Origin of the sequence: Cryobacterium tagatosivorans (genome assembly GCF_004402215.1) — a bacterium.
Classification (GTDB): domain Bacteria; phylum Actinomycetota; class Actinomycetes; order Actinomycetales; family Microbacteriaceae; genus Cryobacterium; species Cryobacterium tagatosivorans.
Genome location: NZ_SOEZ01000070.1, coordinates 50,467 through 71,752 on the forward strand (window position 1 = coordinate 50,467; position 21,286 = coordinate 71,752).

18 protein-coding genes are annotated in these 21,286 nt (G+C 63.5%); 13 read left to right on the forward strand and 5 right to left on the reverse strand.

The genetic code is table 11. The features are described 5' to 3' along the window. Positions 1-41: 41 nt before the first annotated feature. Complete coding sequence (locus E3O23_RS14445; protein ID WP_166790522.1) at positions 42-632, forward strand: DUF2510 domain-containing protein; 591 nt, start codon at positions 42-44, stop codon at positions 630-632. 265 nt (positions 633-897) lie between these two features. On the opposite strand, the gene E3O23_RS14450 is transcribed toward E3O23_RS14445, so the two are convergent. Both E3O23_RS14450 and E3O23_RS14455 read right to left on the reverse strand, forming a co-directional pair. Next, positions 898-1,929 (reverse strand): zinc-dependent alcohol dehydrogenase, encoded by a 1,032-nt coding sequence (locus tag E3O23_RS14450; protein ID WP_134492169.1) that lies wholly within the window; start codon positions 1,927-1,929, stop codon positions 898-900. Positions 1,930-1,937: 8 nt separating this feature from the next. Beyond that, positions 1,938-4,823, reverse strand: a complete 2,886-nt coding sequence (locus E3O23_RS14455) for an FAD-binding and (Fe-S)-binding domain-containing protein (RefSeq protein WP_134492214.1) — start codon at positions 4,821-4,823, stop codon at positions 1,938-1,940. A 136-nt stretch (positions 4,824-4,959) separates the two neighbouring features. Here E3O23_RS14455 and E3O23_RS14460 point away from each other — a divergent pair, with 136 nt between their 5' ends. Beyond that, a complete protein-coding gene (locus E3O23_RS14460; RefSeq protein ID WP_134492171.1) occupies positions 4,960-5,766 on the forward strand; it encodes an IclR family transcriptional regulator in 807 nt (268 codons plus the stop codon). 115 nt (positions 5,767-5,881) lie between these two features. After that, positions 5,882-6,745, forward strand: a complete 864-nt coding sequence (locus tag E3O23_RS14465) for a fumarylacetoacetate hydrolase family protein (protein ID WP_134492216.1) — start codon at positions 5,882-5,884, stop codon at positions 6,743-6,745. Between the two features lie 207 nt (positions 6,746-6,952). Here the strand turns inward: E3O23_RS14465 and E3O23_RS14470 are convergent, their stop codons facing one another. Then, on the reverse strand, positions 6,953-7,726 hold the full coding sequence (locus tag E3O23_RS14470) for an SDR family NAD(P)-dependent oxidoreductase (protein WP_134492173.1): 774 nt from the start codon (positions 7,724-7,726) through the stop codon (positions 6,953-6,955). Positions 7,727-7,861: 135 nt separating this feature from the next. On the opposite strand from E3O23_RS14470, the gene E3O23_RS14475 reads away from it, so the two are divergent. The 8 genes from E3O23_RS14475 (at position 7,862) to E3O23_RS14510 (ending at position 16,256) form a co-directional block, all read left to right on the forward strand. After that, positions 7,862-8,740, forward strand: coding sequence for an SMP-30/gluconolactonase/LRE family protein (locus E3O23_RS14475; RefSeq protein WP_134492175.1), 879 nt, complete (start codon positions 7,862-7,864; stop codon positions 8,738-8,740). After that, positions 8,737-9,735 carry a hypothetical protein gene (locus tag E3O23_RS14480; protein ID WP_134492177.1) on the forward strand — a complete coding sequence of 333 codons (999 nt, stop codon included), beginning with the start codon at positions 8,737-8,739 and terminating at the stop codon, positions 9,733-9,735. The genes E3O23_RS14475 and E3O23_RS14480 overlap by 4 nt, the downstream gene beginning before the upstream one ends. A 130-nt stretch (positions 9,736-9,865) precedes the next feature. Continuing rightward, complete coding sequence (locus E3O23_RS14485) at positions 9,866-11,008, forward strand: mandelate racemase/muconate lactonizing enzyme family protein (RefSeq protein WP_241983490.1); 1,143 nt, start codon at positions 9,866-9,868, stop codon at positions 11,006-11,008. A 35-nt stretch (positions 11,009-11,043) separates the two neighbouring features. After that, on the forward strand, positions 11,044-11,829 hold the full coding sequence (locus tag E3O23_RS14490; protein ID WP_241983491.1) for a FadR/GntR family transcriptional regulator: 786 nt from the start codon (positions 11,044-11,046) through the stop codon (positions 11,827-11,829). A gap of 252 nt (positions 11,830-12,081) precedes the next feature. After that, positions 12,082-13,389, forward strand: a complete 1,308-nt coding sequence (locus E3O23_RS14495; protein ID WP_166790523.1) for an ABC transporter substrate-binding protein — start codon at positions 12,082-12,084, stop codon at positions 13,387-13,389. A gap of 144 nt (positions 13,390-13,533) precedes the next feature. After that, positions 13,534-14,325 carry a carbohydrate ABC transporter permease gene (locus tag E3O23_RS14500; RefSeq protein WP_166790524.1) on the forward strand — a complete coding sequence of 264 codons (792 nt, stop codon included), beginning with the start codon at positions 13,534-13,536 and terminating at the stop codon, positions 14,323-14,325. 184 nt (positions 14,326-14,509) lie between these two features. Continuing rightward, positions 14,510-15,163, forward strand: a complete 654-nt coding sequence (locus E3O23_RS14505; RefSeq protein ID WP_166790525.1) for a carbohydrate ABC transporter permease — start codon at positions 14,510-14,512, stop codon at positions 15,161-15,163. A 70-nt stretch (positions 15,164-15,233) separates the two neighbouring features. Next, entirely contained in the window at positions 15,234-16,256 is a 1,023-nt protein-coding gene (locus E3O23_RS14510) for a dipeptidase (protein WP_134492186.1), read from the forward strand. Here the strand turns inward: E3O23_RS14510 and E3O23_RS14515 are convergent. Both E3O23_RS14515 and E3O23_RS14520 read right to left on the reverse strand, forming a co-directional pair. Further along, the gene (locus tag E3O23_RS14515; RefSeq protein WP_134492188.1) at positions 16,253-16,555 is read right to left on the reverse strand and encodes a hypothetical protein; all 303 of its coding nucleotides are present in this window, start codon (positions 16,553-16,555) and stop codon (positions 16,253-16,255) included. The two genes, E3O23_RS14510 and E3O23_RS14515, sit on opposite strands and share 4 nt — an antisense overlap. 385 nt (positions 16,556-16,940) lie before the next feature. Next, positions 16,941-18,227, reverse strand: a complete 1,287-nt coding sequence (locus E3O23_RS14520) for a hemolysin family protein (protein ID WP_134492190.1) — start codon at positions 18,225-18,227, stop codon at positions 16,941-16,943. Between the two features lie 316 nt (positions 18,228-18,543). Here E3O23_RS14520 and E3O23_RS14525 point away from each other — a divergent pair, with 316 nt between their 5' ends. Both E3O23_RS14525 and E3O23_RS14530 read left to right on the forward strand, forming a co-directional pair. Further along, complete coding sequence (locus tag E3O23_RS14525; protein ID WP_134492192.1) at positions 18,544-19,797, forward strand: hypothetical protein; 1,254 nt, start codon at positions 18,544-18,546, stop codon at positions 19,795-19,797. Between the two features lie 302 nt (positions 19,798-20,099). Next, complete coding sequence (locus E3O23_RS14530) at positions 20,100-21,269, forward strand: M20 metallopeptidase family protein (RefSeq protein ID WP_166790526.1); 1,170 nt, start codon at positions 20,100-20,102, stop codon at positions 21,267-21,269. Positions 21,270-21,286 lie beyond the last annotated feature (17 nt).

Below are 21,286 nucleotides of genomic sequence, written 5' to 3' on the forward strand. Positions count from 1 at the left end.
CGCCCCCTATGCTGGCCGCACCCGACCATCAAGGAGTCCTCGTGAGCGACCCGACCGGAACAATCTCCACGCAGCAAGGCTGGTACCCGGACCCCTCCGGGGCGGGCCGACTGCGTTGGTGGGACGGCGCCAGGTGGACCCAGCACGTGCACGATCCCTCTGCGGCGAACCCCCCGGTCGCCCGCGTGTCGCTCCGCGACCCGGCGATGCCCGTCTACAGCGCCTCCATCTGGATGATCGTCGCGCTGCCGCTGCTCTCCGTGTTCGCGCTGGCAACGTTCGACCTCACCGGGTTCCTGATCGGTGTCACGTCGGGCCTGGCCTTCCTCGACCCGGGCTACCTCTTCCTCTCTGTGCTCGGCTCGGCCATCTCGGTCGCCTCGATCATTTTCGCGTTCGTCGACTGGCGGGGGCTCGAGGCGGACGGCTTCGAGCGTCCGCTCCACTGGGCCTGGGCCTTCCTGTCGATGGGGCTCTACGTGATCGGGCGGTCCGTCGTCGTTTACCGCCAGGCGGGCCGCGGGCTCCTGCCGATCGGCGCCCTCGTTCTTCTCGTCATCGTGTCCACCGGCGTGCTCGTGCTCAAGTACATCGACGCGATGCCGGCCATGTCGATGTCGCTCGGAGGCTAGGCCGGCAGCATGCCGGGCGGCGGACGCCCGTCCCATCGACCCCGTGCGGGAGAATGGGACGATGTTCGATCGGATGACTGAGTTGCTCGCGGGCGTGCCCCTGATCGACGGCCACAACGACCTGCCCGACTCCCTGCGGGTGAGCGCCGGCTACTCGGTGGCGGGCCTCGAGTCGGTGAGAGGTCCTTCAGCGAAAACGAATCTTCACAGGTCAGGAGTCAACCAAACCGGGGTCAGTCCCGTCCCAGTGCGGCGTGCTCTTAGTTCACTTGTCGAGGCGCACCAGCACCTTCCCAGGCGTCCCATCCATGCGGGCCAGGCCAGCGAAGGCCTCATGGGCGCCCTCGAGACCAACCTCGCGGGTGATTAGCTCTCCGAGTTCTTTCGGGGCCCGGGCTACCCATTCGGCCGCGTCGAGGAATTCCTGTACGGAATACGAGAAACTCCCGACTAACGTGCGTTCCTCGGTGCTGACACGGAATGCATCGAGATCCAGCCTCTGATTACCCATACCGACCAGACAGACTGTGCCACCGAACGTCGTCGAGACCAGCGCATCGTTGACAGTGGATGTGAGCCCCACGGCGTCCAGCGCAACGTCAGCAAGCCGCCCGAGCGCGGCGCGAACCTGCTCCGCGAGTGGAGCAACCCTCGGATCGATTGTCCTGGCCCCGAGACGTTCGCACAGCGACCGGCGCTCCGGATCCACCTCGCTGACGAGAACAGCAGCGGCGCCCGCTCGCAGGGCAGCAAGGACAATGGATTGGCCGATGGGGCCCCCACCGATTACGAGCACCCCGTCTCCTGTCCTCACCCCGGCGCGATTTACCGCATGGATTGCGACGGCGATCGGTTCGATGAGGGCGCCGTAGGCGATGGGCATGCTGTCTGGCAGGGGAACGATGTTCCGCATCGGCACGAGCACCTGTTGCGCGAACGCAGAAACGATGTCGGCGGCAACACCGATGACACGCTTATTAGGGGAATGCTGCTCCCGGCCGGCGAAGGTCTTCAGATCCTCTTCTGGCAGGATGAGCGGGTTGAACGTCGCGACCTGGCCGATCCTCAGGCCCGAGGTTTCCGTTCCTTCGCCGAGGGCGACAATTCGCCCAACGGACTCGTGCCCCATGATCTGGCCGGCGACCCTCCGCCCGTTCTTCCCCGTGAAGCCGTGAATGTCGGAGCCGCAGATGCCAGTGGCCACGATGGCGAGCTGCACCTCTCCGTGGCCGGGGGTTGGATCGGGGCGTTCTTCAACGACCAGATGTCCGAATTCCTTGAGGACGAGTGCGCGCATGTGATGTCTCAGCTTTCCTTGGGGAGTGGCGGGAGCCGGTTTGGAATTGTTTTGGGGCCTTGCGGTCGGGTAACTTGCTCGAGTACTTCGAGAACGTGTTGGTAGGAGTGGCCGGTAGCACGGGTCATGCCCATTTCACAGGTGCGGTTCGTGGAGGCGTAGGCGCTGAAGTCGCGTTCTGCGACCGCCGCCGCCTCACGCCAGGTTGCGGATGCCGTCAACTCCGGGTGCAACATGCCGCGATCGCCGGCGAACCCGCAGCAGCCCCATCCGTCTGGGACGATGACCTCGTCAGCGACCGCACTCCCGATTCGCTGGAGAGCCTCGTTGGTGCCGAGGTGCGTAGAGGAGCAGGTGGGATGCAATGCCAGAGAATCCAGTCGGCTGTCGACGCTGAGCAGGGGCAGGATGTGGTCGTCGACGAAGGTCACGGCATCGATGATCCGAAGTCCGGGGTACCGGTCGTCGACGTCTCCAATCATGCGCGCCAGTCCCTCGGTGCAGGAGGCGGCGTCGCAGACGACGGGGAGCCGTCCCTGGTCGCTCGCCTCCCAGATGATCGGCAGCACATGGTCTTTCATCTCGCGGTAACCGTCGGTTAGCCCCTTTGATTTCCACGGCGTGCCGCAGCACATACTCCCGATCCCCTCCGGCACGGTCACGTCCATCCCCGCCCGCTCGCAGAGCTTGAGGAGGGCGGAGCTCACCCCGGGCGCTCCATCGGCCGGCCCGAACATGGCGCCGATGCAGGCGGGGAAGAAGACGGCCTGTGGGTTCTCAGCGGCTCGGGCTAGGCGTGGGGTGCCCCCACCGGGGAGATCCTTCTCCCAGAGCGGCACAGTTTCGGCACCGATAACCGCCCTGGCGGCGGCGGCGGCCGCCGTCACGAGGGGTGCGGGTAGCTTCTGGGCTGTGGTGAGCGCGAGGGCACCGACTCGACTGACCGCGTCCCAGTGCAGCGCCGCCTGCTTCCCGGCGCCCTGTTCGAGGCCTGTGCGTTGTTCGGTGCGGAGTCGGCGGACAAGGTCGCCTGTGTCGATGAGAACCGGACATGCTGTCTGGCACATGCCGTCGACCGCGCAGGTGTCGACGGCATCGTACTGATAGTCATCCTCGAGCTGCTTGAGCAGGGCGGTGTCTCCCGCCGCCTCGGCGTTGGCGATCTCGCGCCGGAGCACGATGCGCTGACGGGGGGTGAGAGTGAGATCTTTGCTCGGGCAGACGGGCTCGCAGTAGCCGCACTCGACGCAGCGGTCGACTTCCTTTTCCACAGTCGGGGTGGTCTTGAGGTTCGATACGTGCGATCGGGGGTCTTCGTTCAGAAGGACACCCGGGTTGAGCAGTCCACGCGGATCGAAGAGCCTCTTAATTTCCTGCATCACCCCATAGAGTTCGTCGCCGTATTGGCGCCGCACGTAGGGGGCCATGATGCGTCCCGTGCCGTGTTCGGCCTTGAGCGTGCCGTCCTGGGCGAGAACGAGCCGCACCATGTCCTCGGTGAACGCGATGTAGCGGTCGAGATGCTCGGCGCGGTCGAAGCGTTCGTTGAGCAGGAAGTGAATGTTGCCGTCTTTGGCGTGACCGAAGATGACGCTCTCCTCGTAGCCGTGGCGGTCGAAGAGCCGCGTGAGCTCGGCGCAGGTCTCCAGGAGGGAGGCCACAGGAACGGCGATGTCCTCGAGCAGGGCAGTCGTGCCAGAGGGTCGATTCCCCGCGACCGTCGCGTACAGGCCCTTGCGGATGTGCCAAAGAGCGGCGCGGGACTTGGCGTCGCCGGTCAGAGCTGCTGGGACGGAGAGCGGTAGCTCGTCAAGCATCCGTTGCCCTGCGCTGAGGCGGTCGACGAGCGCATCAGCGGACGCTTCCTGATATTCCACGAGTAGGGCTGCGTGGTTGCGCACGACGATGGAAGTGAGCAGATCACCCGCCTGAGGGTCCCGCTGAGCGACTCGCAGGCTCGTGGCGTCGAGGAGTTCGATCGTCGCCAGCCCGGCCGCGACGAGTTGGGTGAGCGAACCGGTGGCGTCCCGGAGATCGTCGAAGAGTAGGAGGCCGGTGGCGAGGTGTGTCTTGACGGGCACCGTTCGGAAGGTGGCCTCTGCAACAAAGGCAAGGGTACCTTCGCTCCCGATAACCAGGTGGGTAAGAATGTCGATCGGCAGTTCGTGATCGACGAAGGAATTCAGCCCGTAGCCCATTGTGTTCTTGATCGAATACAACTTCGCGATCGTGCGCAATGATTCGGGGTTGCCGCGCACTCGGTCGCGCAGCCGCAAGAGTCCCTCGTGCAGCTCGGGCGCCAGGGCACGCAGCCGGTTGTCGGCGTCGGGCAAGGCCGTGTTAATGACCGCTCCGCTAGCGAGCACAAGAATCGTGGACTGCAGGGTCTGGTAGGCGTTGTACTCAGTGCCGCAGGCCATCCCGCTCGAGTTGTTGGCGACGACGCCGCCGATGGTGCAGGCCGATTCGCTGGCCGGGTCGGGGCCGAGCTTACGCCTGTAAGGCGCCAGGCGAGCATTCACCTGACGCACCGTGGCACCCGGTTGCACGCGTACGAGCGCGCCGTCTTCGAGGACTTCAATTTCGCGGAAGTTGCGCCGCGTATCGACCAGCACTCCATCGGAGGAGGCCTGGCCGCTGAGACTCGTTCCGCCTGAGCGAAACGTGAGCGGAACGCCGTGAGCCGCGCTAACGCCAAGCAACGCTGACACCTGGCCGGCGCCCATAGGGGTCACGACAGCCTGCGGGGCGAGCAGGTAGTGGGAAGCATCGTGAGCGTACGCAAGCCGGTCGGATGCCCGGGAACGCACGGCGCCCGGCGCAGCCCCTTCAAGGGCACGAAGCAGACCTCGATCGACCGAGCCGACCTTGCTCGGGCGGGCCGAGGAATGCATCTCATTGATCACGGCTGGCTCGTTCCCGTTCGTTCGGTTTCTCGGCAGCATCTCCCAGTCCTGACTGGGACTGTGATGCTTCACATGAATCGTCAGATTCCATTTTTTGGAATGACGGTCTAACATTTGGAATACCATGCAGACTACTCGAAGAGACGACGCCGCGGAACACGTTCCCGAAGAGCGGCTGGTCGGTTCAGATCGTGTCCTGGCCGTTCTCACTGAACTGGCCGGACACCCGGACGGAATTGGACTCGACGACATCGCGCGCGCCATGAAGAGCCCAAAACCAACCGTGCACCGTGCGCTCGCCGCGCTCAGGCGAGCGGGGTTCGCGAACCAGGATGGGCGAGGACATTACGTGCTCGGCGACGAATTCCTGCGCATGGCCTTCGCACACCACGAGGCGAGACCGGACCACTTGCGCGTACAACCGATTCTCGAGTTGCTCTCGCAAAAGCACGGGGAGACCGTGCACTATGCCGTCCTCGAGGGAAGGTCCGTGGTTTACCGGGCCAAGGTCGACCCGCCGGCTGGGGCCATCAAGCTCAGTTCAACGATCGGCGGCCGCAATCCCGCCCACGCGACCGGTGTCGGCAAGCTCTTGCTGTCCTACGAACTTCTTGACAAGGAAGCGGTGCGCGCCTGGGTGGGCGACAGCCCACTCGAGCGGAAGACCGAGCGAACTATATCTACGGTCGAAGATCTCCATGCGGAACTATGCAGGATCCGGTCTCGTGGCTACAGCGTCGACGACCAGGAGAGCGAACCCGGCGTGAACTGCATCGCCCTCCCCGCGTTCCTAACTTCGCCGAGGATTCCGAGCGGGGCGATCAGCGTCAGCGCTCTCGCGTATCGAACGCCACTTCAGACCCTCATCGATGACCTTCCCGCCATCCGCGCGGCCGTTGCCGGCCACTCGACGGAGGAGTCGACCCACTGACTATGTGCAATTCCCGCCCCTTTTACAAGTGCGATCGTTCTGAGCGCAGGTCAGCTCGCGCTCTCAAAACCAGTCCGCATCCAGCTTGCCTTCCGCCAACCATTGGAGATCATTCATGTACCTCATGAGAATTGGAGCCGCCGGCTCCGAGAAGCCCGTCGTTCGCGTCAGCGATGAGAGCTACGTCGATGTTTCTGACTTGGTCAGCGACTTCGATGAATCCTTCTTCAGCCGAGGGGGCCTAGAGGCTCTTCGAGGACCCGTGGCCGAACGGATCGCCTCGAACGCCGTTTCCCCGTTCGCTGGCGAGCGGGTGGGAGCGCCCATCGCGAGGCCTCACCAGATCCTCTGCATCGGTCTCAATTACAGCGACCACGCCGCCGAGACCGGCCAGGCGGTTCCCGCCGAGCCCATCCTTTTCACGAAATCTCCAAACACGCTGGTCGGACCAAACGACGATGTGCGCATCCCTCGAGGCTCGACCAAGCCGGATTGGGAGGTCGAACTCGGCATCGTTATCGGCAAGCGCACGAGTTACCTGGACAGCGTGGACGATGCCCGTGATGCGATTGCCGGGTTCGTGGTCGTCAACGACGTGAGCGAGCGCGCTTTCCAAATCGAGCGAGGCGGCCAATGGTCGAAGGGGAAGTCCGCTGAGACCTTCAACCCCGCGGGCCCGTGGCTGGTTACGCCGGATGAAATCGACGATGTCCTCAGCCTGGGGATGTGGCTGGATGTCAACGGCGTTCGACGCCAGACCGGTTCAACCTCGACCATGATCTTCGATCCCTACTTCATCGTGCACTACCTCAGCCAGTTCCTTGTGCTGGAGCCCGGAGACCTCATCAACACGGGAACCCCGCCCGGGGTAGGCATGGGATTCAAGCCGCCCATCTGGCTGCAGGCCGGCGATGTGATTGAACTCGGCATCGACGGTCTGGGCGTGCAACGTCAGACAGTCATCGCGCCTCGTCCTTAGCCCAGGACGCGAACACAACGGCCACAGGCTCGTGGTCGTTCCCACCAGCCGTATGACCCGGCGCTTCTTGAGCACGAGGAGCGCCGGCCGGCCTCGCGCAGCAGTCTCTGCTCCAGCCTCGCCTGGCGAGGACCTCCGGGCTCGATCGCGCGCATCGTCGCGAATGCGCGAAAAACGACCGAGTCTTACGTCGTGATTCCGGAGCTGTCAGAACGTCGCTGTGAGCCCCCCGTCGACTGCTAGAACTTGCCCGGTCACATAGGTGTTCGCCGCGGAGCAGAAGAAAACGGCCGCCTCGGCCACCTCGCTCGCGGCCGCCGGGCGGCGCAGTGGAATCCGGCCTCCTTCGACATAGATGTCGCGGAACCAATCAGTGTCGTACTCGGTGCTGCCATCCGCAAAACGCGCCATGGGGGTATCGACGAAACCCGGCGCGAGCGCGTTGACGAGGACATTGTCGTCAGCAAGGTCGCAGGCCAGTCCTCGCGTGAAGTTCACCAGACCGCCCTTGGACGCTCCATAGGCTAAGGAGTTCCTTGCACCCAGAAAGCCCTGGATCGAGGCGATGTTGAGGATGCGTCCGGCATCCGAGGCAATGAGCATGGTCCGTACTGCGAGTGTGAGGGCGATCGCACCTTCAAGGTTGACCGAGAGGACGCGCCGCACCGTCGCGCGATCAACATCAGCAATGTCGATCTCGCCGCCAATGCCGGCGTTATTGACCAGGATGTCGAGCCGGCCGAATCCTGCGAGGATCGACCTCTGCACGTCGGAGACCTGCGCGTCATTCGTTATATCGAGGGCGAGCGCTTCGGCCTGTCCCCCCGCGGCGCGAATCGCTGAGGCCACGCTTTCGGCGCCGTCATTCTCTATGTCCGCACAGATCACTGCGATTCCATCTCGCGCCAGACGTCGGGCCACTGCGGCGCCGATGCCGCTCGCTGCCCCAGTGACCAGGGCGACTCGTGATGCTGAAACCATCCGTAAATCCTTCCGTCTGAAGGCCGAGTTGTGCGCGCGCGGTGCGGCCACGGTTTTGATGTCGCGCCCGTGTGAATACAATTCATACTACTTTAAGACAGACAGGTACTTTTTTCTGATGAACGGCGGCAGATCATGAAGGCAGAAATTGCGGTCGACTGTGGAAACACGCTGGGGGAATCGCCCATCTGGGACCCCGAATCGGGAATGCTGCATTGGCTGGACCTCGCGCGACCGAGCTTGAACTCCATGGATATCGGGACGGGGCTGGTTTCCCGGCACGCCATCGATGGTCCGGCACCTCTCGGGGCTCTTGTCCGAAGCACGAGAACAGGGTCCCTGTTGTTGGCCAAGCGGGACGGGATTGTTCTCGTGAACCTCGAGAGCATGGCGGAAAGTGCCGTCGCGCACCCGCTACTGGGCCACGTGGGCCTGGCATACAACGATGCGGGTACGGACAGCCAGGGTCGCCTGTGGATCGGCACCGCCGAGCTCACGGAAACAAGTCCAGACGCGGTACTTTTCAGGCTTGAGTCCGACGGGTCCTCGACCATAGCCGAGTCAGGTTTCACAGTCAGCAATGGTCCCGCATTCAGCGCGGACGGCGCAACGATGTACGTCAGTGACACGCTGGCCGGACGCGTGCTCACCTACGATGTGGACGCTGACGGCACTCTCCACAACAAACGTGTCTTCATGCAATTAGACGAGACACAGGGGATCCCCGACGGCCTCGCAATGGACGTCGAGGGGGGAATCTGGATTGCCCATTGGGGGGGCTCCCGCATCACGAGGTGGACACCCGACGGCACACTGAGCGAGACAATCCTCGTGCCGACCCCAAACGTGACAAGCATGGCATTCGCTGGCGAGGGGATGACGACAATGTTCATCACCACGGCAGCCCATCCTTATGGGGGGCGAATATCTAGCGCCGGTGCCGGCGCTCTCTACGTTGCAAGCCCTGGTGTTGCGGGGCTTGCCGACTGGCCATGTTCGCTGGGCGACGCATGACCGTGCACGATTTCGCCTGGTCGCACGGCCGCGTCGAGGTCCTCTCGACGGCAGCGATGCTGTCGCGTTGCGTATTCGACCTCGGTGGCGTCGAGTTTGAGCCCTTCGCCCGTGCGGATTGGGTCGGTACGGGTGTCTCTGGCCACCCGGGGCATCTGCGCGAACTCGCCGGAGAATTTGTCTGCCTCCCATTCGGTGAAGGCGGTGAAGTTCGGAATGTGGCCACCGAGTGGGCGGGCGTGATTGGCTCCTCGGCCAACAATCCGCCGCACGGCAGGGCCGCAGACGCGGAATGGGAAATCGCGGAGCTCAGGGAGGGTGGCATCACGCTGCGCCTCGATTACCCGGATGATGATTCCATCATTTCTCTTGAACGCCGAATCGACGGGGTGCCCGGCGCTCCATCTCTGAACCTGTCACTCACCATAAACGCGCGCCGCGAGTTGAGAACGTCCGTGGGGCTGCACCCAATCATTCGCCTTCCCACGCGCCCGGGCGCGCTGAGATTGTCTGCGGGATTCGACGTTGGGCTCACGTACCCCGCCTCTTTGCAGCCGGAAGCGACCCAGGCAGTGCCGGGTAGGCGATTCCAGAATCTCGCTGAAATCCCTGTGCGCGCAGGCGGGTCTCAGGACTTTGGAAGCCTTCCGTTCAACAACCCCACAGAAGAGGTTCTGCAATTATGCGGCGTGCGCGAACCCATAACCGTTGAGTTCCTCGACGAAGCCGCGGCCCTTGAAATCGACTGGGACCATCAGTTGCTACCCTCCGCGCAGTTATGGATTGCGGACCGGGCACTTGGCACTGATCCATGGAACAGCCGTTATCGGGGTCTCGGCATTGAGCCCATTGCTGCGGCATTTGACCTGGCCGATTCAATTTCGACCTTGCCGAATCCGATAAACGATATGGGATTTGCGACATCGATCGCCCTGGTCCCGGATGAGCCACTGATCATTCGATATGGGTTCAAGGCCTATTCTCGTAAAAAGTAGTATCTATTGCTAATATTCATCGAAAGCAGCGATTTTCTCGACCGGTCGCAACCCTGACCGACTCGTCGAATCGCCATCGGCAGATTGGTTCCTCGTGCGCATAGACGCCATTGATTTTTTCTACTTGTCCATGCCCGAGATCACCCTGGAAGCGGACGGCAGCCAGGACGCCCTCCTGGTACGTCTCGAGGCGGGCGGCAACGTGGGCTGGGGCGAGTGCGAAGCGTCACCGTTGACGTCAATCGCGGCGTACGTCGCCCCTCGATCCCACGGAGTTTGCCAACCGGTTTCTGCATCAGTGCTCGGAGAACAGCTCAACTCGCCAACCGACATCGCGCGAATTAGCGCCCTCGTCCAACGGAATAGTATGGACCTTCTCCAGGCGCCACACACGTATTCCGGGATCGAAATGGCGATGTGGGACGCCCTGGGCAAGGAGCGAGGCCTCCCCGCCTGGAAGATGCTTGGCTACTCGGCCACCCACGCCAAGACACCGTATGCATCGATGCTCTTCGGTGAAACACCCGCGGAGACGTTTGAGCACGTCCGGGCCGCGACGGCTCGCGGTTTCCGCGCGGTTAAAGTCGGGTGGGGCGGTTTCGGAGAGGGCACAGTCGCGGCTGACGCCGAGCACTTGGCTGCCGCAAGAGACGCGCTTGGTCGCGATGGCATCTTGCTCGTTGATGCTGGCCAGATTTGGGTGGAGAACACGGCATTGGCCCTCGAGCGGTTAGACGCTCTTGAAAGCCAGCACGTTACCTGGCTTGAAGAGCCGTTTCTCCCCGACGCCTATTCGGCCTACAGCGCTTTCGCGGAACGCAGTCCGCGCGTCCGCCTGGCCGGAGGCGAAGGCGCGCACAACGAGCGTATGGCAATCAATCTGATCGACTACGGCAAGGTCGGCTTCGTGCAGATCGACTGTGGGCGCATTGGCGGGCTGGGCGCAGCCAAGAAGGTGGCCGAGCATGCCGTGGCTTCTGGTGTCACCTACGTCAACCACACCTTCACGTCGCATTTGGCCCTTTCGGCCTCTCTCCAGCCATTCGCCGGTCTCGCGGAACATCGCATCTGCGAATACCCCGTTGAGCCCAAGCAGCTGGCCATCGATATCACCGTCAACACGCTGGACATCGACGACAACGGAACCATTCATGCTCCGAATGCTCCCGGACTCGGCATCGAGGTCAACACTGCGGCCATCGCCCGATACGCCGTGCCCGTTGAGATCAAGGTCGCAGGGCGAACGCTATTCTCCAGCTCCACCGCACTCTGATCGCCGGGCGCACGCCTACCTGAGAAGATGACAACGTGAGCACGCAAAGAGATGACTACGACCGCAGTTCGGGCTACAACATGCGGGGTGCGCATGGTCGGGTGATCGATGCGATAGGGCGCGCAATCGTTGGCGGAAGATACGAGCCGGGCAGCCTTCTCCCCAAAGAGGCCGAGCTCATGGAGGAATACGGAGTCAGCCGCACTTCCCTCCGTGAGGCCACGAAGGTCCTCGCGGCCAAAGGGCTCATTGAGATCCGACAGAAAGTCGGCACCCGAGTGCGCCCCGAAGGCCTGTGGAACGCGTTTGACAGCGACGTGCTGACCTGGTCCAGCGAGGAGGGCAAGGGCGAGGCGATAATTCGCGACCTCGTCGAGCTTCGCGAAATTCTGGAGCCTTCCGCGGCACGCCTCGCTGCGGCCAGAGCGAGTAAGGCCGATCTGGAACGCATCGCGAAGGCGCACTTGTCCATGGCCGAAAACGTAAGGGACCCCGCTCGATACGCCGAAAGCGACGTGGAGTTCCACATGGCCGTCTTCGCCGCTTCACACAACGTTCTTCTTCAGCGATTCGGCTATTTCGTAGCCGATTTCCTGCATCTCAGCTTCGACCTGCAACAAAAGGCGCTGCTTGAGCGCGAGCAAGTGCTGGACTTCTCCAAAGACGTCGAGCGCCATCGGCTGGTATACGAGTCCGTGAATCGCGCAGCACAGGGAACAGCCGGTGAGGCGATGCTCGAAGTGATCCTCGATGGGAAAAGGAATCTCAGCTACGCGGTCGAGTTGGACTCGAAGCAAAATGTCTCAGAAAAGTCATACTAAAAATCTCAGACCGATTCGTTTCGCCTGTGTTCGTACCGACGCGCTAACAATTGTGACCTGCTCCTTCTAGTATTTCGCGTGATTACATCGTACTATTTGATTCTTGGTTGCTCTCGAGGACGAGACCGGCTCCGCTCAGACGGGGCACCGTCGTTCCTCAAGTGGAATCGGACCGAACCTCTGGGCAGAAAGCTCTCCAGAACCAATCGAAAGGGAAGACCGGCCATGATCTCGAGACGGACAACCGCAGCAATGATGCTCGCGGGTATCTTTGCGCTGACCGCGTGCAGTGGCCCCGGGGCCAGCGCTCCCGCCACGGTGGCCGAGTTCCCGACTGAGGATGTCAAGCTCACCATGTGGTACTGGGGGGAGCAAGAGGCGCCCGGCGCCCAGGCCTTCATGGACAACGCCATCGTTGCCTACGAGAAGAAGCGTCCAAACGTCACCATCGACGCCGTGTTGCAGACGACCGACGGACTCATCCCGTCGTTCCAGGCAGCAGCCGCATCGAAATCCGGTCCGGATCTCCAGTATTTCTGGGCTGGAACCAACGCCCTCACGCCCGCCTGGAACAAGCAGATCGTTCCCGTGTCCGATTACATCCCCAAATCCGAACTCGCGCACTATCTCAATGCCACGGAGGAGACCTTTGAGGGCAAGGTCTGGACAGCGCCCTGGTACGTCCAGCCTTCGTTCCCGCTGCTCGTGCGAAAAGACCTGCTGGCCGCTCATGGGCTGACCGTTCCCAAGGACTGGACGGACCTGATGTCGGTTTGCGACGCGCTGTCCGAAAAGGGGATCACAACCCTTGCCGGCGGCGTCAAAGATGGTTGGTTCGGTGGTTGGCTGTATTCCATCCTCGGCGCCCAGAATCTCGACTCACAGAAGGACGTCCTCGAAGCGACAGTGGGCAAGCAGTCCTTCACCAGCGCCAAGCATGCTGAGTGGTGGAAGCGTCTCGCAGAATCCCGTGACCACGGTTGCTGGAACGATGACATCAACTCTCTAGAGCTTTACCAGGCGCAGCAGCGCTTCGTCGACGGCACCGCAGCCATGACCGTCACCGCGGGCACGGACGCGATGAACTTCGTCAAGAAGGCCGGGGGCGATGCCAACGTCGAGGTGATGGCCATGCCCAGCTGGGGCGCAGGACCACTCGCCGGCAAGCTCGGCTCCTCCTCTCAGACGCTCGGCATCACCTCGTGGGCGAAGTACCCCCAGGTTGCCGCCGATTTCATCACCTTCCTGCACGAGGAGGAACAACTCAACGCGTGGTACGCCACAACCGGATCCATGCCGGCTGACGATCGATTCGACCGCACACAGGTCACCTCAGCGTCACAACGAAAGCTGTTCGATCTGGCGACCGACGGTTCCCCGTACCTGGAGAACTACATCCCGCCGCAACTCGACTCCGACGCTGTGTTCAAGAACGTACAGCTCGTACTTCAAGGATCCCAGACGGCGGAAGGAGCGGCGGAAGACATGGAGGCAACCGCGGCCCGTCTCCGCACGACCGATCGATCGCTGGTGAAGAACTTCACCGCCTGGTCGAAGTAACCAATGGCAGTAACCTCCACGGCGGTAGCCCCCGCAATCTCGGGTGGGAGGGGCTCGCGCTCGAGCCTCTCCCGCCCGGGCGTTAATGCCGCCATCTGGATCGCACCAGCCGCCGCTGTGCTACTTCTCGTCTTTGGCTACTCAATGGTCACGCTCTTCGGCCAATCCTTGACCTATCAGGGCGACTGGGTAGGGCTGGAGAACTTCCAGCTTGTCCTCAGTGATCCGTTATTCACCACAGGGCTCCGGCACAACTTCCTGCTGCTCCTGGCTGTCCCAGTCGTCACGGCAGTGGCGCTGCTGGTCGCGATTGTGCTCTTCGAGACAAAGAAGGGTCTCGGTTTCTTCCGCGCCGTCGTCTTCATGCCTTACATCCTCGCGGTCCCTGTTGTGGCCGTGGTTTTCGGCCAACTCCTCCAGCGCAACGGACCCATTAACCAGGCGCTGCACGCCCTCGGCCTTGACATGTTTGCCTTCGACTGGCTGGGCGACCCCAACGTCGCGCTCTGGACGATGGCCGGCATCATCATGTGGAAGGAAGTCGGCTTTGGCGTGGTGTTGATCCTTGCGCGCATGCTGACCGTTTCCACCGAGATCTACGAAGCGGCGAAACTGGATGGTGCCGGATTCTGGCGAACTCACTGGTCGATCACGTTGCCGCAAGTGGGCGGGATTGTCGCGTTCTACATGGTCAACGAGGCGATCACCATGGTCTCCTGGGTCTTCAACTACGTCTACGTGCTGACGAACGGCCAAGGCGGACCAGGCGACGCCACCGTCGTGAGCGAGCTCTACATCTACCGGAATGCCTTCCAGTACATGCAGCCTGAACTGGCCGCCGCCGCCGCCGTCATTCTCTTCCTCGGCACGATGGTCCTGGTCGCTGTCTTCTTCCACATGCAGCGCAGGTCCCTGCGCAGAACCCTTTCGGAGTAACATGATCGCGCTAATGCGACGACGCAGCGGAGCAGTCGCACGGTATTCCCTTCTCGTAGTCGTCGCATTCGTCGCCCTGCTACCGACATACGTCATGTTCACCGGCGCTTTCAAGACTCAGTCGGACTTTCTGAGCTCACCGTTCGGGTTGCCCTTGTCGCCCAATTTGGATGGATTCTCGAGGGTGCTGTCCGACCAGTTCCCGGCCTGGTTCATGAACAGCGTGATAGTGACGGGGCTCTCGGCGGTCATCACGATCGCGGTCGCCGCTTTCGCGGCGTGGGGATTCGCGCATTGGGACTTCCCAGGGCGAAGCACAATTTTGGGCGTCGTCGTTTCGCTTATGGTGATCCCGCCGGTCGTGCTTCTGATCCCGCTTTTCCAGCTTGGCGCGCAACTTGGATGGATCTCGACCTTTCGGCTGCTCATCCTTATCTACATCGGGCTCATGCTGCCGTTCTCGATCTACATGCTCACGAACTTCTTCTCGACGGTACCCGTGTCGATACTTGAGGCTGCGCGCATGGACGGCGCATCATCGTGGGTCACCTTCGTCCGAATTGTGCTTCCGCTTTCTAAGGCGCCACTGGCCACTTTGGCCATAGTCAACATCCTGTGGGCCTGGAACGAGCTGCTGCTCGCGCTGGTTCTCATGCAGAGCAATGAGATGAAGACGCTGATGGTTGGGCTCACCGGGTTCCAAAGTCGTTACAGTCTCGACATTCCGACGGTTATGGCCGGAATGTCCATCGCCACACTTCCCTTGCTGGTTGCGTACATGTTCGGTCAGCGATACTTCATCCAGGGTCTGACCGCCGGAGCAGTAAAAGGCGAGTAGTTGAAGGCCCTGACGGCGGCCGGCACTGGGGGTGGCGCTTCGCCGCCACCTCTTGCGGGAGAATTGCCTGATGTTAGAGCGGATGACCACGTTGCTGGCCGGTGTGCCCCTGATTGACGGGCACAACGACCTGCCCGACGCGCTGCGCGTGAGTGCCGGCTACTCGGTCGCGGGCCTCGACGCCGTGCGCAGTGAACTGCAGACGGATATCCCGCGGCTGCGGCAGGGCAACGTGGGCGCGCAGTTCTGGTCGGTCTGGGTGCCGTCGGATCTGCCCGAGCAGGCGGCGGTCGTTGCGACCCTGGAGCAGGTGGACGCGGTCTACCGACTCGTGGCCTCGTATCCGCAGGTGTTCGGCTTCGCCGCCACGGCCGACGAGCTGGAGCGGGTCCGGGCGTCGGGCCGGATCGCCTCGCTGATGGGCATCGAGGGCGGGCACTCGATCGCCGAATCCCTCGGGGCGCTGCGGATGTTCGCCCGACTGGGCGTGCGCTACATGACCCTCACCCACAACGACGACACCTCCTGGGCGGCCTCGGCGACCGGCCTGCGGCAGACGACCGGCCTGAACGACACGGGCCGGGGCATCGTGGCGGAGATGAACCGGATCGGGATGATCGTGGACCTCTCGCACACCGCGGAGTCCACCCAGCTCGACGCGCTGGCGACGACGACGGCCCCGGTGATCTTCTCCCACTCCTCGGCGCGGGCGCTGACCGATCACCCGCGGAACGTGTCGGACCTCGTGCTGGAGAAGCTCGCCGACAACGATGGTGTGCTCCAGGTCACGTTCGTGCCGGGGTTCGTGTCGGCTCGGCCGGACGCCACTCTGGCTGACGTGGCCGACCACATCGAGCACGCCCGCGCGGTGGCCGGCGTCGACCACATCGGGATCGGCGGCGACTACGACGGCACGCCGGTGCAGCCGGCGGGCCTGGAGAACGTGAGCACCTACCCGGCGCTCTTCGACGAGCTGGCGACGCGGGGCTGGTCGGCCGGCGACCTGCAGAAGCTCGCCGGGCGCAACATCCTGCGCGTCATGCGTGCGGTGGAGGATGCCGCGACGGAGCCGCTCTGGCCAGGGAGCCGCTAGCCGTAGATGGTGATCAGGAGAACAAACCCGATCACCGTCACGGCGGCCGCGCTGAGGCCGAAGAGCGCATAGCGTCGGCCGGCACTGCGCAGGCCGGCAGTCCCGGCGATGACCGCGCCCACGATGCCGACGGGGAGGAAGGCAAGCCCCAGAATGCGTACCCAGTTCGCCGGGTCGATGGTTGTCGCGGTCAGCATCCACAACCACACCAGCGCCGCAATCCCGCTGAGACCGAGAGCGGCGCTCACGCCTCCAACCAGGCTGGAGCGCTCGGAGGCGGAACCTGGTGATGTGCTCATGTCGGACTCCTTTTCCGTTTGCGGGTGACCCGCCCATGGAGATCGCCGCGTGTCCTTCGGGGGCACGGCGATACTAGCCCTCATCTGGCGCCGGATCCTCGAGGAACAAGCTCCGTATCCTGGCCGAACTGGCCGCCGAGCGGGTCGCCTATATCCGGTCGAACCTGGCCGCAGCGTTCGCCGACGCGGCCGGCCGGACGACCGGCAGCCCCGAGGTGGCCGGATACGCGGCCACCGTCGCCAACTCCATCCACGAGCTCGTCGTCACCCGCGGCTGGGCCTGACCGGCCACCTCGGCCGGGGACTGGAAGCCGAACAGGTCATAAACATCGAGGTGACCGGTTTCCGGTCAGAGACCTGCAGATCCCTGAATGGCTCCCGCCCCTCAAAGAGCGAGTACCTCGATGGCGGTGATTCGGAGCCGCTCCATGGCGGCGACCCTGAGCCGACGCGCGCCGACGGTGACCGTGTCGCCGACGACGGGCAGGCGGCCCAGCCGAGCCGTGATGAAGCCGGCCGCGGTCTCGTACGGGCCGTCCTCGAGCTCGATCCCGGTCAGCTCCGCGAAGTCCTCGATGTTCACGCTGCCGTCCACGATCAGTGCCGCGCCGGACTCGTCGGAGCGGCGCACGGCCTCGGCCTCGGGGGCGTCACGCTCGTCCCGCATCTCGCCGACGAGTTCTTCGACGAGGTCCTCGAGCGTCACGATGCCGTCGGTGCCCCCGTATTCGTCGATCACGACGGCCATGTGCACTCCGGCGCGTCGCAGCTGCGTCATGGCCGGCAGGATGCGATTCGTGCCCGGAAGGAACACGATCGGCCGCGCGAGGTCGGCGACCGTCCTCGCGCCGAGGTTCCCCTCCGGGTCGAGAAGATCGCGCACGTGCACGAAACCGATCACGTCGTCAACGGATTGGCCGATGAGCGGGTAGCGCGTGTACGGCATCACGCGTACCTGGCCGATCGCCTCGGGGATCGTTTGGGTGCCGGTCAGGAAGGCGACATCCGCGCGATGGCGCATCACTTCCCTGACGGTACGATCCGTTGCGGTGAGGACTTCACCGAGGATTTTTCGTTCATCGACTTCGAGCCCCGGGTGGGCGCCGAGCAGGTCACGGAGCTCCTCGACCGACATTTCCTCCTTCCTGGCGTGCGGGTCTCCGCCGAAGATCCTCACGACGGCGTTCGTTGACACGGAAAGAAACCAGATCACCGGGCGCATCAGCGAAGCAAAAATCAGCAGCGGAGGGGCGAGCGCGAGCGAGAAAGCGGCCGCCCGCTGCAGCGCCAGCCGCTTGGGCACGAGTTCGCCGAGCACGAGCGACAGGTACGCGATCAGCAGCGTCATGCCGATCAGGGCCAGCACGTCCGCGGCGCCCGTGGACAGGCCGAGCGCTTCGAGCAGCGGCGCGACATCGGGGGCCAGCGTTGAGGCTCCATAGGCTGCGGAGAGGAAGCCGGCGACCGTGACGCCGATCTGCACCGCCGCGAGAAACCGATTGGGGTCACGCGCGAGCGAGGCAACCTTGGCCCCGCGGGTTCCCTGCTTCCGCAGCCCGTGCAGCTGGCTCTCCCTCAGGGACACCAACGCGATCTCCGTCGCGGCGAACACCCCGCCGATCAGCACGAACAGCAGCACGAGAACGAGATTGACCCAGGTGTACGCGTCCACTAGATCGCCGCATCCGGGAACCTCGTCGAAACCGGGGGCTTGACGCGGCTGGAACTTTGAAGGTTATCCACGAGCTCATTCTATGAATCCTGCCTCCTGCCCGGCGCTCTTCGACGAGCCGGCGACGCGGAACGCGGGGCCCCGTCCTTGATCGGTTTGGAGGCCGCTGGACTTGTCTGCGTGTTCAGGGAACGGGTTTCAAGTCCGAGGTTTACATGCGTCAACGCGCTATAATCATTGGTGGCGCATTGCCGTTAAGGGCAACGCCCAGAGTCTCCTGGATGGCCGTACGAGCGCGGAGGGGCGAACTGCTGTTGTGATCGGAGTTATAGGCTCACCCGACTCAGTCGCTCTAGCGCTTGCGGTGGCGGCTGACATCGGCCTTGCCGACCAGGTAATAGGTAGGTCCTACAGCCATGTTGACGACGTGCCCTCGATCTCCCAGGACCTCGACAGGGTGTGTCAGGTCTTACTATTCACAGGCCGTGTCCCGTTCAGCCAGGCGGTAGGAGGCGAGCACGTCTTGCATGCGACGGTCGACTTCGTACCCCACACCGCAATCGACTTGTACCGGACCCTGTCATTGGTGCTACTTCGCAACGGCGGGCACATTCCAACCGTCAGCATCGACACCATCGACGAGGACGTGGTGGCAGAGGTCTTCAACGACTTGGGAGTCACGTCAGCCTTCAGAGTTCTGTCGCTGGATGCGGGTCGCGGTCGGCTCCGGTCCAGCGACGAGGTGGTGAGGTTCCACCTCGATGCACTTCGCGAAGGGCGAGCGACCATGAGCCTTACGTGTTTGGGTGCGGTGAAACGGACTTTGGACGAAGCTGGGGTCTCCGTCATGCGCATTGAGCACACACGGTCGACGCTGAGGCAGGCACTTTCCCGTGCTGCCTCGGCGCTGAAAATGGCTGAGGTGGAGGGGTCGCAGCTCACTGCGGCCGTGCTGCGCCCCCTGGATAATCAGCGACGGCACCTTCCCCCTCCACACGTGCGCAGTTTCTCAGAGCAACTCAGGGGGGTGGCCCGACCTGCTGCCGACGGCACTTGGGTGGTCCACACCACTATCGCAGCAGTGCAATCGATGACGCTGGCGGGCGGCGCAGGTGTCCCGGAGGGGTGGGCAGTGGGATACGGCGCAGGGGCGACTCTTCTGGATGCCGAGGCCAATGCTCGCCGCGCTCTTGCCCTCGCGGGAGACGATCACGGTCCCTTCACCGTATTCCCCGATGGGAGTGTCTTCGGCCTTGAGGCGACGGGCGTCGCAGGGTACCGGTTGCGGGAGACGGACGATCTGCTGCTGTCTCATGCGCGGGAGATGGGCATGAGGCCTCTGACTCTCGCGAGGCTGACTGTCGCGTTGCGCGGGTTGGACCCGTCCGCGTTCACGGCTCGTGAACTCGCGGCTGCGTATGGTGGCGAAGCCAGGTCGGCTCGGCGAATGTTGGCGACGCTCCAGAGGGCGGGCGTAGCGACGGTTCGCGGCGCTGAGGGTCCGCCCCGTGCTGGCCGCCCGCAGGCCGTCTATCAGATTGATGTGGACTTACTCGTGCCGAGGCGATGACCGCAAGGCAGACTCCGTCGGGACGAGCGCGGAGCTCGTTTCGTGCACTCCGCAACCAACGGGCGCCATGGGTTCCGCGCAGCAGGTGATCGTTGACGAAATGGCTGCCGTCGAAGCCGCCGCCCAGGATTGGGCACGGAATGATTTTGCTGGCTTTGTAGCGTGCGGTGACGCTGCCCACGGGGCCGCGTCAAGATTTCTGGATGCGTCCGCAAGTTGTCCTTGACAAGTTGTGCGGCATCCGACAGAGTCATGACATGAATTTAGGTCCAATAAAGGACGCCTTCGTGTCCAATCCCTCTATGAGTGACCTGGTCGACTTCCGACGCGACCTGCACAGGCACCCCGAGTTGAGATTTCAAGAAGTGCGGACCGCGAAACTGATCGCAGACCAACTCCTGGCGGCTGGCATCAGGCCGCGGATTGGGCAAGCGCGCACCGGCGTTGTCGCGACCTTGGAGGGAGAAGCTGCCTACCCTCATATCCTCCTCCGCGCTGACATCGACGCCCTTCCCACAGCTGACTTGAAGTCTGTCCCTTACGCCTCGTCCTGCCCGGGCGTTGCCCACGCCTGCGGACACGACGTGCACACTGCGGTCGTCCTTGGGGTTGCCCAGGCGCTGGCCGCGCGACCCAGCCGGCGCGGGCGGGTCACCTTCGTGTTCCAGCCCGCCGAAGAGATCCCATTCGGCGAGTCCAGCGGCGGCCAGGAGATGCTCGACACGGGCGTGCTCGATGGCGTCGACGTGGTCTTGGGGCTGCACTGCTGGCCGACGCTGGACGCCGGGGTCATTGGCGTGGATCTCGACGTCGCGATGGCCTCCAAAATGGCCTTTCGCATTCTGGTGACAGGCACAGGGTCCCATGCCGCGACGCCCAGCCGCGGCCGCGACGCACTGCTCGCCGCCAGCGCTATGGTCGGCTCCCTCCATCAGCTCCTTGGGCGCGAGATCGACCCTGGCAGTCGCGTCGCTCTTAACGTGGGCACTTTCCACGGTGGTCAGTCACAGAGCATTGTCCCGTCGGAAGCTGAGCTCACGGGCACAATTCGGACCGTCGACGAGGGCGATGCCGGACGCCTACGGAATGCGGTTGAGCGAGTAGTCGCCGGGCTGGCAGACGCCGCAGGCGTCACCGTTCAGGTCGAATGGAAGAATGACATGCCCGCCGTTCGCAATGACAAACGGCTCGTGCAACGGGCTCTCAGCGTGCTCGGCGGCTCGGAGACGCTGACGGTCGTCGCGCTCGATCAGCCGCCCATGACAGCTGATGATTTTGCGTTGTACGCACGGCAGCGGCCAGGACTGTACGTGAAGCTCGGGGTGCGCGACCCGTCGGGAGTCCGACCTGCGCCGCCACTTCACGACGGGCAGTTCGACGTGGACGAGAGCGCGATACCCGCCGGCGTCTCGGGTCTTCTAGCCCTGATAGATGATCTGTTTGACAATGGCTGGCAGGGGGACCCGCGATGACGAATGTAGGGCACTTC

What these genes read in the sequence shown, in the direction of transcription:
- E3O23_RS14450 (WP_134492169.1), bottom strand. Translation starts at nt 1,929, where the DNA reads ATGCGCGCACTCGTCCTCAAGGAATTCGGACATCTGGTCGTTGAAGAA.
- E3O23_RS14455 (WP_134492214.1), bottom strand. Translation starts at nt 4,823, where the DNA reads ATGCATTCCTCGGCCCGCCCGAGCAAGGTCGGCTCGGTCGATCGAGGT.
- E3O23_RS14460 (WP_134492171.1), top strand. Translation starts at nt 4,960, where the DNA reads ATGCAGACTACTCGAAGAGACGACGCCGCGGAACACGTTCCCGAAGAG.
- E3O23_RS14465 (WP_134492216.1), top strand. Translation starts at nt 5,882, where the DNA reads ATGTACCTCATGAGAATTGGAGCCGCCGGCTCCGAGAAGCCCGTCGTT.
- E3O23_RS14470 (WP_134492173.1), bottom strand. Translation starts at nt 7,726, where the DNA reads ATGGTTTCAGCATCACGAGTCGCCCTGGTCACTGGGGCAGCGAGCGGC.
- E3O23_RS14475 (WP_134492175.1), top strand. Translation starts at nt 7,862, where the DNA reads ATGAAGGCAGAAATTGCGGTCGACTGTGGAAACACGCTGGGGGAATCG.
- E3O23_RS14480 (WP_134492177.1), top strand. Translation starts at nt 8,737, where the DNA reads ATGACCGTGCACGATTTCGCCTGGTCGCACGGCCGCGTCGAGGTCCTC.
- E3O23_RS14485 (WP_241983490.1), top strand. Translation starts at nt 9,866, where the DNA reads ATGCCCGAGATCACCCTGGAAGCGGACGGCAGCCAGGACGCCCTCCTG.
- E3O23_RS14495 (WP_166790523.1), top strand. Translation starts at nt 12,082, where the DNA reads ATGATGCTCGCGGGTATCTTTGCGCTGACCGCGTGCAGTGGCCCCGGG.
- E3O23_RS14500 (WP_166790524.1), top strand. Translation starts at nt 13,534, where the DNA reads ATGGTCACGCTCTTCGGCCAATCCTTGACCTATCAGGGCGACTGGGTA.
- E3O23_RS14510 (WP_134492186.1), top strand. Translation starts at nt 15,234, where the DNA reads ATGTTAGAGCGGATGACCACGTTGCTGGCCGGTGTGCCCCTGATTGAC.
- E3O23_RS14515 (WP_134492188.1), bottom strand. Translation starts at nt 16,555, where the DNA reads ATGAGCACATCACCAGGTTCCGCCTCCGAGCGCTCCAGCCTGGTTGGA.
- E3O23_RS14530 (WP_166790526.1), top strand. Translation starts at nt 20,100, where the DNA reads ATGAGTGACCTGGTCGACTTCCGACGCGACCTGCACAGGCACCCCGAG.